The 17,000-nt window shown below is 49.4% G+C and carries 15 protein-coding genes; 6 read left to right on the top strand and 9 right to left on the bottom strand.

Annotated elements, in window-relative coordinates; translation table 11 throughout:
• Nucleotides 1-455: 455 nt before the first annotated feature.
• Nucleotides 456-1,697, bottom strand: coding sequence for an ABC transporter permease (locus ACOJS8_RS23260; protein WP_420150954.1), 1,242 nt, complete (start codon nucleotides 1,695-1,697; stop codon nucleotides 456-458).
• Nucleotides 1,698-1,890: 193 nt separating this feature from the next.
• On the opposite strand from ACOJS8_RS23260, the gene ggt reads away from it, so the two are divergent.
• The 4 genes from ggt (at nucleotide 1,891) to ACOJS8_RS23240 (ending at nucleotide 5,796) form a co-directional block, all read left to right on the top strand.
• The gene (ggt, locus tag ACOJS8_RS23255; protein ID WP_420150953.1) at nucleotides 1,891-3,696 is read left to right on the top strand and encodes a gamma-glutamyltransferase; all 1,806 of its coding nucleotides are present in this window, start codon (nucleotides 1,891-1,893) and stop codon (nucleotides 3,694-3,696) included.
• A 39-nt stretch (nucleotides 3,697-3,735) separates the two neighbouring features.
• Nucleotides 3,736-4,284, top strand: coding sequence for a carboxymuconolactone decarboxylase family protein (locus ACOJS8_RS23250; RefSeq protein WP_420150952.1), 549 nt, complete (start codon nucleotides 3,736-3,738; stop codon nucleotides 4,282-4,284).
• A gap of 3 nt (nucleotides 4,285-4,287) precedes the next feature.
• Nucleotides 4,288-5,091, top strand: coding sequence for a mycofactocin-coupled SDR family oxidoreductase (locus ACOJS8_RS23245; RefSeq protein ID WP_420150951.1), 804 nt, complete (start codon nucleotides 4,288-4,290; stop codon nucleotides 5,089-5,091).
• Nucleotides 5,092-5,397: 306 nt separating this feature from the next.
• The gene (locus ACOJS8_RS23240; protein ID WP_420150950.1) at nucleotides 5,398-5,796 is read left to right on the top strand and encodes a T9SS type A sorting domain-containing protein; all 399 of its coding nucleotides are present in this window, start codon (nucleotides 5,398-5,400) and stop codon (nucleotides 5,794-5,796) included.
• A 99-nt stretch (nucleotides 5,797-5,895) separates the two neighbouring features.
• Here ACOJS8_RS23240 and ACOJS8_RS23235 read toward each other — a convergent pair whose 3' ends face one another.
• The 3 genes from ACOJS8_RS23235 to bla form a co-directional block, all read right to left on the bottom strand.
• Entirely contained in the window at nucleotides 5,896-6,714 is an 819-nt protein-coding gene (locus ACOJS8_RS23235) for a peptidoglycan-binding domain-containing protein (protein ID WP_420150949.1), read from the bottom strand.
• Nucleotides 6,715-6,762: 48 nt separating this feature from the next.
• Nucleotides 6,763-7,437 carry a chitosanase gene (locus ACOJS8_RS23230; RefSeq protein WP_420150948.1) on the bottom strand — a complete coding sequence of 225 codons (675 nt, stop codon included), beginning with the start codon at nucleotides 7,435-7,437 and terminating at the stop codon, nucleotides 6,763-6,765.
• A gap of 192 nt (nucleotides 7,438-7,629) precedes the next feature.
• Nucleotides 7,630-8,685, bottom strand: a complete 1,056-nt coding sequence (gene bla / locus ACOJS8_RS23225) for a class A beta-lactamase (protein ID WP_420150947.1) — start codon at nucleotides 8,683-8,685, stop codon at nucleotides 7,630-7,632.
• A 355-nt stretch (nucleotides 8,686-9,040) separates the two neighbouring features.
• On the opposite strand from bla, the gene ACOJS8_RS23220 reads away from it, so the two are divergent.
• Entirely contained in the window at nucleotides 9,041-9,493 is a 453-nt protein-coding gene (locus ACOJS8_RS23220) for an energy transducer TonB (protein ID WP_420150946.1), read from the top strand.
• A 52-nt stretch (nucleotides 9,494-9,545) separates the two neighbouring features.
• On the opposite strand, the gene ACOJS8_RS23215 is transcribed toward ACOJS8_RS23220, so the two are convergent.
• The 5 genes from ACOJS8_RS23215 to ACOJS8_RS23195 all read right to left on the bottom strand — a co-directional run bounded on the left by ACOJS8_RS23215 (nucleotide 9,546) and on the right by ACOJS8_RS23195 (nucleotide 16,495).
• A complete protein-coding gene (locus tag ACOJS8_RS23215; RefSeq protein ID WP_420150945.1) occupies nucleotides 9,546-10,727 on the bottom strand; it encodes a cystathionine gamma-synthase family protein in 1,182 nt (393 codons plus the stop codon).
• A 148-nt stretch (nucleotides 10,728-10,875) separates the two neighbouring features.
• Entirely contained in the window at nucleotides 10,876-11,304 is a 429-nt protein-coding gene (locus tag ACOJS8_RS23210) for a nuclear transport factor 2 family protein (protein WP_420150944.1), read from the bottom strand.
• A 63-nt stretch (nucleotides 11,305-11,367) separates the two neighbouring features.
• The gene (locus ACOJS8_RS23205; RefSeq protein ID WP_420150943.1) at nucleotides 11,368-12,435 is read right to left on the bottom strand and encodes a PLP-dependent cysteine synthase family protein; all 1,068 of its coding nucleotides are present in this window, start codon (nucleotides 12,433-12,435) and stop codon (nucleotides 11,368-11,370) included.
• Between the two features lie 78 nt (nucleotides 12,436-12,513).
• On the bottom strand, nucleotides 12,514-14,529 hold the full coding sequence (locus ACOJS8_RS23200) for a c-type cytochrome (protein WP_420150942.1): 2,016 nt from the start codon (nucleotides 14,527-14,529) through the stop codon (nucleotides 12,514-12,516).
• Nucleotides 14,530-14,623: 94 nt separating this feature from the next.
• Complete coding sequence (locus ACOJS8_RS23195; RefSeq protein WP_420150941.1) at nucleotides 14,624-16,495, bottom strand: family 16 glycoside hydrolase; 1,872 nt, start codon at nucleotides 16,493-16,495, stop codon at nucleotides 14,624-14,626.
• A gap of 120 nt (nucleotides 16,496-16,615) precedes the next feature.
• Between ACOJS8_RS23195 and ACOJS8_RS23190 the strand changes: the two genes are divergently transcribed.
• On the top strand, nucleotides 16,616-17,000 hold a 385-nt coding region (locus ACOJS8_RS23190; protein WP_420150940.1), incomplete at its 3' end, for a family 16 glycoside hydrolase.

The following is a 17,000-nucleotide window of genomic DNA, read 5'->3' as shown; positions in this document are numbered from 1 at the left end:
CTGGTATTCCTTTCTATAGAGGATTTGTTCGCTACGTAGTGAATGGACCGAAAAAGTTAAGGATACAGAATCTGTCTAAGTGGGTTGAAAATCAAAAAATTAGCCTCGCCAAACGGGTAAGATCTTAGTACGTTAAGCTGGAGAGTGAGGGCTGACTACCAGAGATCAGCTGTATCGATCAACAAAAATAAAACCAAAGGATGGCCCGATAAACCTGGAACAGTTAAAGGGATAGACCCTTTCTTCTATTCGTTTAGGAATGATACGCTATCATTATCTATTGAAGACTTAATCAGTTAACAGAAGTTAGGTAGCTTGCTATAATTCCGTTAGATGATCCGCGCTATGAAGCATACCTGTAAAAAATACAGTTCTGAAAAATTGAGTTAAGCGGATCGTACGCATTGATGTTTACTGGATGAAAGTTGGATAAATGCGTTCTGCGTGCGAAACGCCTACTTTGCGCGGATGGCAATAACCGGGTCAAGGCTGGCGGCTGTGAAAGCAGGAATAATACCTGATATTATCCCGATTATGCTTGATACGCCGAGTCCAAGTACTACGTTACCGGTTGTTAGCTGGAGGTCGAGGCTCCCTAAGCTTACGAACGACAACAGATAAACCAGAAAAATACCGGCAAACCCACCGACCAAACTTAGCAGGACGGCTTCGAACAGGAACTGGAACAGGATAAAGTAATTTTTGGCGCCTAATGATTTCTGGATACCGATAATGTTCGTCCGTTCTTTAACGCTGACAAACATGATGTTGGCAATACCAAAGCCACCGATCAGGATGGAAAAGCCACCAATAACCCAGCCTGCTAACGTCAAAACCGAAAAAATACCCCCAATGGCATTGGCAATGGCTTCAGGGCGATTGATGGCGAAATTGTCGCCTTGCAATGGCCTTAAACCACGTCGGGTACGTAGCAAACCCCGGATTTCGCTCTCAAGCTCCATCAAACCTTCATCGCTGTCGTAGCCTTTAATGGCAATCGAAATACTGGGTTTGATGGAATGAAACAGTCGGGCAAAGGAACCATATGTGATCAGGCATTTTATATCGGGGTTGCCACCTACGTTAAGAATACTCTCGCCTTTCCGCTGCTGAACGCCAATAACCACAAAGTTCAGGCCGCTGATCTTCAGTGTTTTCCCGACGGGGTCCTGACCCGGAAACAGGTTTTCGGCTACGTCGGCGCCAATAATGGTAACGTTACGGGCATTCTCAACTTCCTGTTGCGTAAAATAACGCCCCGCTTCGATCGGAACTTCCGAAATCTTGTTGTAGTCCAACGTAGTGCCCTGAATAAGCGACGCCATGCTGTTATTGCCGTTTTTGACCGTAACGCGCCCTTTAAAATCAATGGCCGCAATCGCCTGGGCGTTTTCAAGTCGCTCACTCAAAACCCGGTACTCTTTATAGCTAGGTTCGGGCCACTGAAAAAACTTCCACCATTGGGTCTCGGTATCGAACGACCAGGGCCATTTTTCGATATATACAACCTTGTCGCCAATAAAGGAAAGGCTATCCCGAATGTTACGTTCCAGTGAGTCGACGAGCGTAAAAACGGCAATAATGGCGAAAATGCCGACCGTTACGCCTAGCAGCGAAAGCGTAGTACGTAATAGATTTGACCGTAATGCCTGCCATGCAAACCGGAAACTTTCGAATGTCTGACGAAGAAACTGCACGTTTATAAATAGCGAAAGAGTGCTCTGACAAATTACGATTCTAACTAATGAAGGTAGTAAATTAACCGGAGTCGCCCAAAGCATTTAGGATGAGCATAAATCTCTGTCGGATAAGTGGTTGATTTGCGGATTGACTGATACTGCTATTTTTGTAGTTTAGGAGTTATAATACCTGTGAGCGTACAACCTACCTATGAAGCAATTTACCGTTCCTTTTCTGCTGGCTGTTGGCCTCTTCGCCTGCAAAACGCAATCGCCCTCGACAACCAGCACAGATACTAAAGTCAACCAGAGTCAGGGGGTATACCAATACCGCGACGAAGACCCGGCGGTCAGGCCGTTTTTCTCTGACAGAACAGGGGTTATCGGTCGAAACGGGATGGTTGCTTCGGCCCACCCCGAAGCATCGCAGGTTGGCTTGAACATCCTGAAAGCGGGCGGCAACGCAGTCGATGCGGCCGTAGCGGTTCAGTTTGCCCTGGCGGTGGTGTATCCGGGAGCGGGCAATATTGGTGGCGGTGGGTTCATGGTCTATCGGGACAAAGAGGGTAAATCCTATTCGCTCGATTATCGCGAAAAAGCACCTGGCCGGGCTAGTCAGAACATGTATCTGGATTCGGTTGGTAACGTTCGGCCGGGTTTAAGTATTAGTGGACATTTGGCATCGGGAGTGCCTGGCTCAGTGGATGGGATGGTGGAAGCGCACAAACGTTTCGGCAAACTAACCTGGGCACAGCTATTGCAACCAGCCATTGATCTGGCCGAGAAAGGATTCGCCCTTACCGAAAGAGACGCACTGGGCTTAAACCGTATTAAAGCAGATCTGAACACGATCAATCCTGGAAAAACGTATTTCCTGAAAAGTGCCGCACCGACCGATACCGGAATGCTGGGCCAGTGGCATAAAGGCGATTTACTGGTGCAGAGTGATCTGGGCAAAACGCTACAACGTGTTCAGACACAGGGACGAGCTGGCTTTTACGAAGGCGAAACCGCCCGTTTACTGGCCGAAGAAATGGTACGTGGCAAAGGCATAATTACGGAAGAAGATCTGAAAAATTATCATGCCGTCTGGCGCGATCCGATTCAGGCGAAGTACAAGGAATACAACGTCATTACGATGCCGCCAACGTCAAGCGGAGGTGTGGCGTTGTTACAGATGATGCGCTTCACCGAACCGTTTCCGTTACGTCGGTGGGGCTGGAATCGCGATAGTACGGTGCAGGTTATGATTGAGGCCGAACGGCGGGTTTATGCCGACCGGGCTAAGTTTCTGGGTGATCCTGATTTTGTGAAAGTGCCTGTAACGCAACTTATTTCCCCTGATTACCTCCGCACACGCTGGACGGATTTTTCGTGGGCGAAAGCCACCGATAGCCGCGACGTAAAAGGGGGTATGATTCCGGGTTACGAAAGTCTCGAAACCACGCATTTCTCCGTGGTCGATCAGGATGGCAACGCGGTGAGCATCACGACCACACTCAACGGCGGCTACGGCAGTCGCGTTGTGGTTGGTGGCGCAGGGTTTTTCATGAACAATGAAATGGATGATTTTAGCGTGAAACCGGGAGCCCCAAATATGTACGGACTGATTGGCAATCAGGCCAATGCAATTGCACCGAATAAGCGAATGTTATCGTCTATGACGCCGACGATTCTGGAGAAAGACGGAAAGTTGTTTATGGTTGTTGGAACTCCTGGCGGCTCCACAATTATGACATCCGTTTATCAGACGATTCTGAACGTAATTGAGCATGGAATGACCATGCAGCAGGCGGTTAACGCACTCAAGTTTCACCATCAGTGGCTACCCGACAAAACCATTTTTGAAAACGGTGCTTTTTCCGACGCGACTGTTCAGGCGTTGCAAAATCGGGGCTACATCCTGGAAAAATTAACCAATACGCTCGGTCGGATGGACTGTGTACTAATCCGCCCTGACGGTTCTTACGAAGGAGCGTCGGATCCCAGGGCTGATAATACGGCGCGAGGGTATTAGTTTATTCACTACGTACCATCAAACTTATTTCCTTTTCCGATGCCCCGAATTACACCCTTACCTGCTGAAGCTGCTACATCCGACGTGAAAGCTGCTTTTGATACCCACGTCACCGACTACCCCGGTAGTCGCATTACGAACATGAAAGCGACGCTGGGTAGGTCGATACTGGCTTTTCAGGTGTATATGCAGTGGTATCCGTTGTATGAAGAAGTCAAAAAGATTGTTGGAGATCGACTCGCGTATCTATTCGCTCATTCGATTTCGGAAGGGTCGAACTGCCCACTTTGCACAACGTTTTTCCGCCGGATCATCATTGACAATGGCGAACGACCCGAACAATTAACTTTAACGGAGCATGAGCAGGCTGTTGTTGATTTTGGCAGTGCTATCGCCCAAAACAAGGGTGAAATTTCCGATGAACGCTATGTGCCCGTTGCCGAGCGTTACACGGATGAGCAAATTGTTGTTCTGGTCGCTTTTGCCGGGCAAATGATCGCTACCAACGTTTTCAACAACGTACTGGAGGTGAACATTGATGAGTACCTCTATCCATATCTTCCACTAACGCAGCAAAGCAATCCTTAACTGATGGCTGATTTTCAGGGTAAAGTAGCGTTTATTACGGGTGCCGCTCATGGACAGGGCCGGGCTGTTGCGTTAGCACTGGCCAGTGAAGGTGCTTCTATTGTAGCCTTCGACCTGGCAAAACCAATGGCTTATCCGGGTTATGCACTCGGTTCAGAAAATGAATTGGAAAGCCTGAAACGGGAAGTGGAAGCAATGAACACTACGTGTCTGACCGCGCAGGGCGATGTTCGGCGGGATGAGGATATAAAACAGGCTGTCGATGAAGCCGTGGCGCAATTCGGACGTATCGATATTCTGTTTAATAACGCCGGAATCTGCGCCTACGGATTAGCTCATGAACTGCCCGAAGAAGAATGGGACGCTATGATTGATATTAATCTGAAAGGCGCCTGGCTTGTGGCTCGGCGCGTCATTCCGGTTATGATGCAGCAGAAATCGGGCGTTATTATCAATAATTCATCCATTGCCGGATTGCGGGGCATGAACCGCCTGAGTCACTACGCTGCGTCCAAATGGGGGCTGGTAGGCCTGACCAAATCGTGGGCTATCGAACTGGCTCCGCATAATATCCGGGTGAACTCCATTCACCCAACAGGGGTCAATACGCCTATGAACGATGGCCTGGCTGAACTGGAAGGTACCACTACGCAGGAAATAGCCGAACGGTCGGCGGGAAATCTGCTACCAGTTCCCTGGGTTGAAACAGAAGACGTATCAGCGATGGTACTCTATCTGGCTTCTGACAAAGCACGCTACGTTACTGGTTCGCAGTTTGTGGTCGACGCGGGCTTGCTTACGCGGTAAGGGCGTATCGGAATCTACTGAGAAGATTTGTTACAATCAGGCAGGACTGAATACCCGTCAACGAGGCATAAAGTACATTGAGGGTCAATAACGACAACTCTCTGTATGCTTTGTGCCTGATTTAGCGGCCCATCTGAGGAATACGATTATTCCATTCGCTCAATCATCCGTATCCTGCTGCCATTCATCCTTTGCTTCGACCGTTCCGGTAGTTTGTAATGCATAGTACTAGCTACGGCCTATATCTTTGTTTCACCAAGCGGGACAATCCCGGCTAGACTTTAAACCGATAAAATTCAAAATATCATGAAAACGCTCATCAAATCACTCGCCATCGCTTTCTCTTTAGGTATTGTTACGTCTGCTGCTACGTTCAGCGAAGCAAAACCAATTGTTCGTCCAGCGGCTGTAGCTGCTTACAAAACAGGTATTTATACAACCGTAGACGGTAGACTGAGCATTGCTCTTGACAAACAAACGGGTGGGGCTGTCGACATCAAAATGACAAATGATGCGGGCAAGGTTATGTACAGCGAACGTCTGGGCAAAAACGAAAGTAAATACCGCATCAAACTGGACATGAGCCAGTTGCCCGACGGTGTTTATCAGGTAGAAATTACAAATGGTGCTGAAACAACGATACGTACCGTTACCCTGTCGACGGAACAGCCATCAAACCCTGGCCGCCTGGTCGCTATCAAATAAGTTGCCTGGTCTACTACGTGTCAACGTAGCGAATTATAAAGTTGGTTGCGCCTGTTAAAGCGGTGCTGGTGTAAACTGGCATCGCTTTTCGGTTTATGCTTACACCAAACTCTGAATAGAAAAGACGTCGAGCTTTGATTTTGTGAAATTCCGAATTCGTCTCAGAACGGCATTTCCATTGTTAGAACCACCGTTGTTTGTGTTACCTTCAACCGTTTCAAATACGTCGTCGTCTATATCGATAATAATCCCGGTATGCATCCAGTCATTGGATGACTTTTGTAGGAGAAAAATATCACCCGGTTTCGCCAGGGAAGGGTTACTACGTATCGTTGAATTTCGGAAAAGAATGCCTTTTTCCAGGCCAACGCTTGCCACTCGGTCGCAGCTATAAGTTTGCGGCATCAGTTTTTTGAAATCCTTCCCTTGCACTGAAGCTGCCTGATCGATAATAGATTGCACAAAACCCATACACCAGAGCCATTCTTCGCCTTCGTTACCATCCATATACGCTCTGACCCAGGGGCCTGAATTAGGTTGCTTATCAATGACCAGTTCGAACGGATGACTGGGTAAATGGCTTTTGGCGGTATTGACAATGAGCGTCCGTAAATCAGCGCCCGGTGATTGTTTGGTAAAGGCAGTCCGCATTGGAGCGGATAATAGCTCAAACGTTTCCTCATCCACGACGCCGGTCTGCGGTACGCCTTTTATTTCCTGGAAATTTTTAACGGCCTTTTCGGTGGCTTTACCGAAGTTCCCATCGATGCCCGTTGCCGTTGCTGCGCTCGGATTTGCCATTGAAAAAAGCGTTAGCCAGGACTGGATTTTACGTACCTCTTTTTTGGTGTTATTAGCGCCGTCTTTTCGTTGCGTGCCACTGATAGCCAGTTCTTTCTCGAAAAAAGTCTTTTGCATGGATTAGGGATAGAATAGGTAGAAGGATGCCGACCAGCAAAGGATTGGTTACGGAACCAGGACACCATTGGCATTGACAGGCTTGTCGAGCATCCAGTTACCGGTTTTAATCTGATTCAGGAAGCACTGTGTGCGATAGACGGTGTTGCGAAGAATCAGTTTTTTGTTAGTTGCCAACCAGGTGTCGCGCGTTTTTACGTAAGCTTTAATCCAAGCTTTTTCGTCGCCACCCAGCGAAGGAGGTACTTCCGGAAAGCGTTCCCGCAAATGCGACGGCACGCAGCCTGAGTGGATGAAACTGTCGTACACAACCAATAAACTGAGGGGTAAGGTCAGATCCAGGCTAATAAAGAAATTCACAGCGGGCGTGTAATAAAGTATATCGAAAAATTCGTCCTGCGTATTCCGCATAATGATATCCTCTCTGGCGGCTTTCCGCAGCAGATTCTTAAACGTAGCATCGTCGGCCAGGGGCACTTTCCCTATTTTGGTACGGAATGGCTTGAAGTCGTTGGCAAAGATTCCGTTTCGGGTAATGTACATATCGATGAGCGATTTGAGATTACCCTGCTCGGTGGTCTGACTACGACCGTAAGTAATTTGCCGGGTGTTATTCAGCCCATCTTTTAGAACAACCAGCGCATCGTACTTACCCTCAAGGCTACTCGTTTCAAAAGCATTGACAACTTGTTCGACTTTTTTCTTTACAGCAGCCGTGATCATGATAGGAACGTTTGGAGGACTGGTTTGTACTTCGCCGATACACAATAAACTGACTGTATACTAAGTAAACAGCACGCTATAGCCAGTAAATTAGCAAAGACAAATGTTACATACAGTCCTCCCGAAACCTTCACACTTTTGAGCGAATGGTTGGAGTGCTGCGTAGACGTTTTATTTTTAGTTAACAGGCAATTATTTACCGGGGGCGGACGTAACAGGAGGCTGAAATAAAAAGTAATCGTAGATGGTCCGGGCTACGTGCGCAATGGTGGCTTCTCGTTCGGCTAAAGGTTGTGGAGAAGGACCCACAAAAACGGCAATAGCTATATGACCCGCGTCACCAGGCAGCGTAATAATGCCTACGTCGTCAGTTGCATTTCCGTCCAGCGAGCCGGTTTTATGCGCAACCAGCGTTTCTGGGGGAAGAAATCCTTTAAGCCGATTCAAACCGCCCCGGCAACGCTGCATCACGGCCAGTAACGTATCACGACTGGCAGGCTGAATCGCTTTGCCACGGTAAATCTGAGCCAGCAGATTTACCATCGCTTCGGGCGTTGAGGTATCGCGCTGATCGTTTTTAAAGTTTGCCTGAGATGCTTTGCGCGCTTCGGGCGTAATGTTTTTGTCCAGGTTATTGTAGAAACCAAGCGTCCACTGGTCGGCGGGGGGTAACGTAACACCATCCAGATCAGCGATCAGTTGGATAATGCTCCGGTCGACCGACATACCCTGAATCCCCAGCGCATTGAGCCGATTCTGAACGGCCTGCGTGCCGCCTACCAGACGTAGCAGAATATCCGTCGCCGAGTTATCGCTGATCACCATCATCAGTTCCAGCAGATTCTGAACCGACAACTGAACGCCCGGTTTGGCAAACAGAACTTCTAACGTACCGCTGCCCGGATGCAGATCCGACGGTTTCAGATCCGTCATGGTCATCATGGAAAGCTTGCCCTGCTCAATCTGTTTAAAGAGTTCGGTCGCAATAGCTACTTTAACCGTACTGGCCATCGCAAACCGATCCTGCGAGTTCAGGCTTATCTGTTTGCCACTTTCGAGATGCAGCGCACACACGCCGACTTTACCTTTTGCCAATTGCGCAATACGTTCCAGTTCCTGTTGCAACCGTTGCGCGGCTACGTCGGTAGTAGTTGACTTAGCAGAAACAGATTGAGCCCGAAGCGGGGTAGGGGCGTTTAGTGAAAGCGTAAGCCCGAGAAGAAGGTAAGGAACGTAGCGGAAAATCATAGTTGTGTGTAATTACTAGCTTCTTTGTTTTTGACTGTATTTGAACAGGTAAATAAATCAATACCCTTGAAAATTAGTGAATAATCTACGTAGTATCAGAGCGGTCTTTACTATATAGAATGTTCATTCCTTTTTACAGACGGTTAATTGGCCGGGGAAACGTGTAGGGTAAAATCACTAAAAAATTGTTTGTTAGGCCATTACACTTCTCAATAGGGATAGTTTTCGACCCAAAATAGCCAGTCTTTCTGAGCGGATCAACGGAACTTTGATCTGTTTACTGCGGCATAAACACTTCCGTTACGGCGGTTGAAAATTACAGTCAACTAATCACACCTCTAACTCTTCTTTTATCATGAAAACGCTTTCGTTAATCGCTATTTACTGGTTGATAACCAGTACGGTATCCATTGCTCAGGTATCTGATGAAAACAGCACAACCACATTGGTCGCTCGTAATACGCCTGACCCTGGGCGGTCTGCAGTACCTTCCGCAGACTTTACGCCTTTAACCAATAAACCGTTCTTTCCGGGCGGAAAACAGGCTCTGGAAAAGCACCTGGAAACGATCGACCTGTATTCAAATTCGGCCCTCAAAGCTTACAGCGAAGGCACTGTTCAGGTGCGGTTCCGGGTTCAGCCGAACGGTTCTTTGACGGATATACAAATCGTGAAGTCGTGTGGCCCTCTTCTGGATGCAGCAGCTGTCAAGGCTATTGTCACGATGCCCCACTGGTACCCGGCGCACCGGGCTGGCGTAGCAGTTAGTAGCCTGGTGGAACTTCCTATCACCTTTCGGAACGACTGAAATAGGATGCACGATCAGGAGGCAAGGCCCTTTGTTGATCGAAAAAGAAATTCTATAAAGAACCCAGTGCGCTCTCCAGATCAGCCATCAAATCTTCTACGTTTTCGATGCCAACGGAATAACGTATCAGACTTTCGGGGATGCCCAGTTGTGCTCGTTGGGCTTCGGTTAATTCGACGTGGCTGGTGGTTCGGGGAGGTCCAGCTAACGTACTGACCGAACCCAGACTGGCCGCTAAATGAACGAACTGAAGTTTGGGAAGAAATTTCTTTACGTCATCGTAACTGCCGTTGAGCGAAAAACTCATCATGCCGCCAAAGCCCGACATCTGTGCCTGGGCAATGTCGTGGCCCAAATGGCTGGGAAGTCCAGGATAAAAGACGTCGGCCACTTTGGGATGATTTTTCAGAAACTGCGCGATTTTCAGCGCCGATGCATTTTGCCGTTCGATACGTAGTTCGAGGGTTTTCATACCGCGAGCTATCATATACGCCGGATCAGCCTGTAGGCTGGCGCCGTTGATTTCCCGAAAGCGGAACACTTTTTCGACCAGCTCGGCCTTCCCGGCCAGAACACCGCCCATTGCATCCGAATGACCGCAGAGAAATTTGGTAGCACTGTGCAGCACCAGATCAGCTCCCAGTTGTAATGGATTCTGGTTAATAGGCGTCGCAAACGTATTGTCGACCACCACAACAGCCCCCACGTTTTTAGCGGCTGTTGCCAGACGTTTAATATCGACGATTTTTAATGTCGGATTGGTTGGCGTTTCCAGATAAACCAGGTCGCAGCCTTTGGCAATTTCGGCTTCCAGTTGTTCATGGTTGGTCGTGTCGCATAACGTAACGTTGACGTTGTAGCCGGGCAGAAAATCGAGGAACAACCGGCTGGCTCCGCCGTAGGTATCTTTAAGCGAAACAACGCGTTTGCCCGGACCCAGCAGCGCAAACAACGTATTGCTGATAGCGCCCATACCCGTAGCGAAGGACGTGGCGGCTTCGGCACATTCTAGAATCCGCACTTTTTCTTCAAATACGTGCACTGTCGGATTCGTATTCCGGCTGTAAATGAACCCGTCAGCTTTTCCCGTTGCTACGTCGTACCACTCATCAAGGTCATCGTACGCATACGTAACGCTGTTGATGATGGGGGGCGTCGTTGCGCCCTGAAAAAAACGCTCGGTTTCGCCCGCCCAGATGGCCGTGGTTCCTTTTTTCTGCTGCGAAAAATCCATGTAAATCAGGTGTTTACTTGATGAGGTAATAGGGAATAAATGAAATCGATGGGTTCGACCCCTCCGGGGTCAAATGTCTTTAGAGATATTGATGACCTATAAACATTTGACCCCGGAGGGGTCGAACCCATCTGTAAACAGGTCAACTTTACTGGGTAAAATACACTTTCTTGATGAGGCCGTTTTCTACTTTATAAATGGCTACGGCCTGAGAAGCGGGTTTTTGTGGGTTGACGGTAACTTTTTCGTGATCGATCACTGTGTTGTTGAGAACAATACGGTTCACAATCTCACAACGCAGCGATTTTGCTGCGTTGAAAAAGGCGCCATAATCCTTACGCATCGCATCTTTCCCTTTCAGAATCAGCTTGTCAGGCAAATCGTACAGTTCAACGTCATCGGCATAGGTTGCCAGAAATGCATCAATATCCCGGGCGTTATAAGCCTCTAGTTGCTTCTGAACCAGGCTTTCGGCCGTTACGTCGGTGGCGACGGCTGTTTTTGACGTGGGTGTGCTCTGGCTGTAAGCGGATAACGTAGCACCAAAAAGAATACAGAGTAGTAGGAGTGATTTCATAAATTGATTGAGTCGAAAACGGGTAAAACGCTACGTAGTAAATGACTAGAAAACACAATACGCTCAGAAAACACCCGGTCGGCCAATTAGCAATCGACTGATCGGGCGGTAGTCGGTAAACGCAATGTCGGGCGCTACGTAGCCAGGTTTGATAGGTTCCTGACGAACCAAATCGGTGCTGAGGTATTTTTTGTTGCTGTCGCACAGAATCGTTACAACGCGCGCATCTGGACCAAGTTCGGTTTGCAGATTAATGGCACCAATCAGGTTTGCGCCCGACGAAATACCAACAGCGATTCCCAACTGCAATGCCAGCTTCTGGGCTACTAAAATTGAATCACCGTCGCTGGCCTGTACTACGTGATCTAGCTCGTTCAACTTCAGAATATCGGGAATAAATTCGTCAAAGAAGCCCTGAATTCGGTGTGATCCGGTTTTATAGCCAACTGACAATGTTGGCGATTCGGCCGGTTCGAGCGGATGCACGCGAATATCGGGCTTACGTGATTTCAGGTAGCGACCGACGCCCATGACCGTACCGCCCGTTCCGACACCCGCTACGAAGGCATCGGGTGTAATATCAACGCTCTGGAGTTGCAGCCAGATTTCTTTACCCGTCGTAAGTCGGTGCGCTTCGGCATTGTACTGATTGGCAAATTGACGGGGCAGAAATACGTGCGGATCTGCCGCGGCCATTTCTTCCGACCGTCGAATGGCACCCAGAAAACCACCTTCTTCTTTTGTGAACAGAATGATGTCGGCACCGAGGCTACGAATAATGTCGATACGTTCCTGACTGATGCCCGCTGGCATAATAATCGTTACCGGATGCCCCAAGGCGCGCCCAACTGCCGAAAACGCAATGCCCGAACTGCCGCTGGTGGCTTCTACTATCCGATCGCCGGGCTGAATATGACCCTGTCGATACGCCTGGTGTAATACGTGAAGCGCCATTCGGTCTTTCATGCTGCCGGTCAGGTTGTAATGCTCACATTTAACGTAGAACGAGCGTGGCTGGCCCTGATATGTATAGAAAAGCTCCAGCATGGGCGTATTACCGACTAAATGCCAGAGGTGTTCAAATTTTTCCTGAGTAGCCGGACTAATTCCAGCTTCGGTGGGTGACAACATCGTAAGAGTCAATAAAAAATTACCCGCAAAGTGCATAAATCTTTGCGGGTAATGAAACGTAACGTGTATATACGGTTATTACGGCTTTGGCTCGCCAGTCGAATTACTGCCAGCGCTCGGTGCCAGCGAGTTGATCCAGGCAGCAATTTTTAGCGCGTCGGCTTTCGGAACCTGCGGCATTGGTGGCATTTCAGTTGCGTAGTCGGGCCAGTTGTGTGGCTTCGGATTGTAAATCAATTCGACAATCTGGTCGTTGGTGTACCGACGTTTTGCTACGTCCGAGAAGGCTGGACCAACTTGCCGTTTGTTGGCCTGATGGCAGGCTGAACACGTATGACGGGTCAGTAAACCTTTCACTTCTTCATACGTCGGCGCTTTCGCCATTGTGACGGCCTGACCTTCTACCAGCTTGGGTTTTGCGCCCGTGGTCACTTTCGCCGGCGCTTTCTTGCCCGTTGCCGGGGCGGCAGTTGCAGCCGCTGGGGCAGGAGCCGGAGCGGTTGCCGAGTTTTTCGTACTTACCTCACTCATCGCCAGTTTTTGGCCGTCTGGAATGTTGTTAAGTGTGTAGTAAGCAATCGGATGCACCAGCGAGTATGAACCTTCCGTACCACGCACGCCATCGAGCGTCAACTGATGAATGTAGTATTTCCGCATGCCGTCCACAATCAGCCGGGCTTTCATTCCATCTGCTGAAACTTTTACACCTTTAAGCGGCAAGGCTTCTTTGTTGATCGTCGGACTCCCATAAACCGAATGGTATTTGTACAGAAAGCTTTCGACACGATACGACGCCAAATCCTCAGCCGACTTCCGATCAACCGGTTTCGTGAATTCCACTTCGAACCCATCGGGCATCGCTTTTACGGTGCGCATTTCAAACGGTATGGCGCCGTTCCAAACCAGCCGCTGCAAGCCTTCGTTGGCTTCACCCGCTGAGCCCCAGCCCCGGTTTGTTTCGCCAACGAAGAGCGAACCGTCTTTAGCAAAAGCCATACGTAGTACGCCCGATCGGAATCCGTTACGTAGTTCGATAGCACCGCCCTGATACTCACCATTCACTTTTTCCATGAATACGCGCGAAATCTTGCTCATACCCTGATCGCCCACCAGCAGTTGCCCGGCGAAGGGACCGAACGCACCCTGGGGTATTTCCAGAATTTCGGAGTTCGAAATACCCAGAATTCCGTGGGGGAGCCAAACGGCTGGTGTTTGAACCTCTACGCCCGAAAATTTATCCTTCATCTGATACAGCAGATTCGGCGTTTCGTTTACTACGGTCTCGGGTTTAATGGCCCGGCCGTTTTCATCCCGGCGCCGACGCTCATCAATGGTTGCGTTGAATTGTTCGGCCGTCAGTTTAACCGGTGAGTTGGCCGCACCAGTCCAGCGCAAACCGGCCGGGTGCCCTACAAATGCGCCTTTTTTGACGTGCACTACACCACCCGAGCCCATCCAGTCGCCCTGGTTGTCGGCGTAGAATAATTCTCCATCGTAGATGCCCAATCCACAGGGCGAACGCATACCCGTTGCCCACGGCTGCATGGTACCGTTTTCGGTAATTTTCATGGTCCAGCCGCGCCAGGGTACCCGGCTTTCGCCCCGCCACCACTCTTCGTCGCCGAACGCTACGTTGCCTGTTACAAAGAATTGGCCGTCTGGTGCAATTTTCGGACCGAAACTATATTCGTGATAATGGCCCGAAAGCGGCCAGGCATAAACCGTTTCGAATACGTCGGCTTTCCCATCGCTGTTGGAGTCGACCATTTTGGTCAGCTCGCCCCGTTGTGCGCAATAGAGTGCCCCGTCTTTATAGGTCAGGCCAAGAATTTCGTGCAGGCCTGATGCATACTTGCGGAAATAGGGTTTGCGACTGGTCGGATTTTCAACGATCCAGACATCACCCCGACGCGTAGCTACACCCAAATTACCATTGGGCAGTACGGTCAGGCCGCCAACTTCGAGTAACGTACCTTCGGGAGCGGTTACCTTAAGAATCTTGAAAAAGTCTTCCTCCTTCGGCGATTCCTGTGCCTGTACTGCCGTGGCTGTTAGCGAGAGCAGTACCGCTATTGTCTTCTGAAAGAATTTCATAATGGATTGTCATTATCAATAAAACGCAGATTGTCAGGGTAATTATGATCTTGAAAGATCGTGTGTCAAGTGAGAGAATCTGCGTGTTATTGAATTAAAAAAGTATCGAATAGGTCAGTTTGCCTTTCACGGGTACAATCAGTTCCTGCCGCCCGTTGCTGTCTCGAATCGTCGGTTTAGCACCTGCTACGTCGTCAATACGGAGGTAGGCCTGACCGTCAACCAGATACATGCCATTTTCCAAAGCGCTGATGCTTGTGCCGCTGATAAGCCGGGCATACAGATCACTGGCCGGATTTGTTACGGTCACTTCACGCTGAATGCCTTTGCCTTCCGCAAGCACCCGAATTTTATCATCGACTGATGCGCCGTAACTCTGATAGCGGAAGGTCGGGCGGTCGCTCTCGTCCAGTACGTATCCTTTCGGACGATAGCTGGAGCCGGTTGTGTCAGTCATCCAGTTGGCTTGAGGAGAAGCTAGTTTTGTCAGGAATAGTACTGGCGCACCCAGGCGCTGCACCATACCTCTCGGCCGCGAAGAACCATCGCCCCGTTCGTGCCACATCGGTGTTGTGTCCAGGAACGAACCTCGCCAAACCTGCACGAGTGCGCCCTTGTCGAGATCGTATGTGTAATGCACCTGCTCAGGAGCCCCTACCGATACGGCATGCGTAACCCGTAGCGTGCGTCCCTGTGTGTTCTTCTCGCCGGGTATATCCATAAAACTACGTAGCATCGTATTGGTCGATGCGTCTACACTGATCGGGTCAACTTCTTCACCATTGCCACCCGCTCCATCACTCATGGCGTATTCGCGAATACCCGGTCCAGCTACGGCTAAGCCCAGAGCGGGCTGTGCCCAATCGACGAATTTGGAGTAGAGCAGCTCGAAAGGTAAATCGCCTTTGGGTAGGTTGGCCTGACCTCTGGCATTCCATTCTCTTGGCTCAATAACCATCTGATTATTAATTTTCAATTGACCGCCACCACCCGGAACGCCGAGGTTAAACCGGTACTCGCCTGGCTCGGAAACGCGTAACGTACCGGTGTAGCGAATCAGAAAATCATTGGGAATACGGCTCACCGAGGCCGACAGTACGGTGGTTGCGCCTTCTGATTCAGGGGCTTTACCGCCGAAATCAGCCTCTTTCTGAAATTTACCCTTATAAACCGCGTATTTCAGATTGAGCAGTTCGGGCCGGGGTTTGTCGTAGGCAACGTAGCGGATGTTACGAAACGCGACGGCTCCATGATCGCCCTGAAATCGGAGAGGGCCAAGCGGTTTTTCATCGGCAAATGCTGAGCCACGCGTTGGGCCGGTTAGTTCAACATCTTCCTGAATAATAACCCCGTTCAGCTCAACCCGAATGACACGTGCATTTTCGGTTTTCTGCCCGTTACCGTTAAAGCGAGGGGCCTGAAATGAAATTTTCAAATGTTGCCACAAGCCGGGAGCCCGACTAGCATTCTGACGAGCCGCGTGGCCTTCGTAGCCTTTCTGGCCTTCGGGGCGTTTTTCATCCCAGCGTTCATAAACGGATCCATTATCGTGCACGTTAGGCGTACGAATGTCCCAACTGTCGCGCAATTGAATTTCGTAACGTCCCTGTAGATAGACACCTGAATTTGATTTGCTGGCCATCATATAATCCAATTCCAGATCAACGTCGCCGTGTTGCAGCGTAGTGAACAGGTCTTTACCATCCGTGGGTTTCTTGGCTGGAGGAATGTTGGCCAGAACACCCGTGCCTTTGTCGGTAAGGAGCGTATTTTCTTTGTTCAGATCAGCCCGGACAGTACCAACAATTCGCCAGTTGGAAGCTGGGTCTGCAAAGGCACTCATATCATTGAGTGATATAGGGATGCCGGGTGCCGGAACTGGCTGAGATAGTGCAAGTTGCGTTGCAAAACTGCAGCCCATGCTCAGTAGCCAGAAAAAGCGGCTTTTAAAGGATAAATGGAACATGAAAAATAGGAAATTTTAGGGGCGAAATCTACCATTTTTTCTTTGAAAAAGGACGTTAATCTCTATTTATCCTATCTTTGAGCGTTTTACCCGTGCGTTCATTAATCCGAATAATTTTCCATGAAAAAAGTACACGTATCGCTTGCCGTTTGCGTCGGTATTGCTGGTCTAGCTTTTGCCAATCAGGCCCTGGCTCAGGATCAGGCTCGAAAACCTAACCCCGAATCAACTGAAATTTGGGAGCCCGTACCTCCGGTTGTTACGCCCGGCAAAGTGTCGGCGAATACCAGTGGAACGACTCCGCCTTCGGATGCTATTGTGCTCTTCGACGGCAAAAATACCGACGAGTGGGTCGCGATTAAAGGCTACTCACCTGCTAGTTGGGAGAAGACCAATGAAGGGCCGCTCAAATGGCCAATTAAAGATGGAATACTCTACTCAACAGTTGGTTTTTCAGCTCGTTCGAAGCAGGAATTCAATGATTTTCAGTTGCATTTAGAGTTCA

This window comes from Spirosoma sp., from assembly GCF_048594605.1.
GTDB lineage: Bacteria > Bacteroidota > Bacteroidia > Cytophagales > Spirosomataceae > Spirosoma.
Note: the sequence above shows the minus strand (reverse complement) of the source record. Positions and strands in the feature narration are given on the sequence as shown.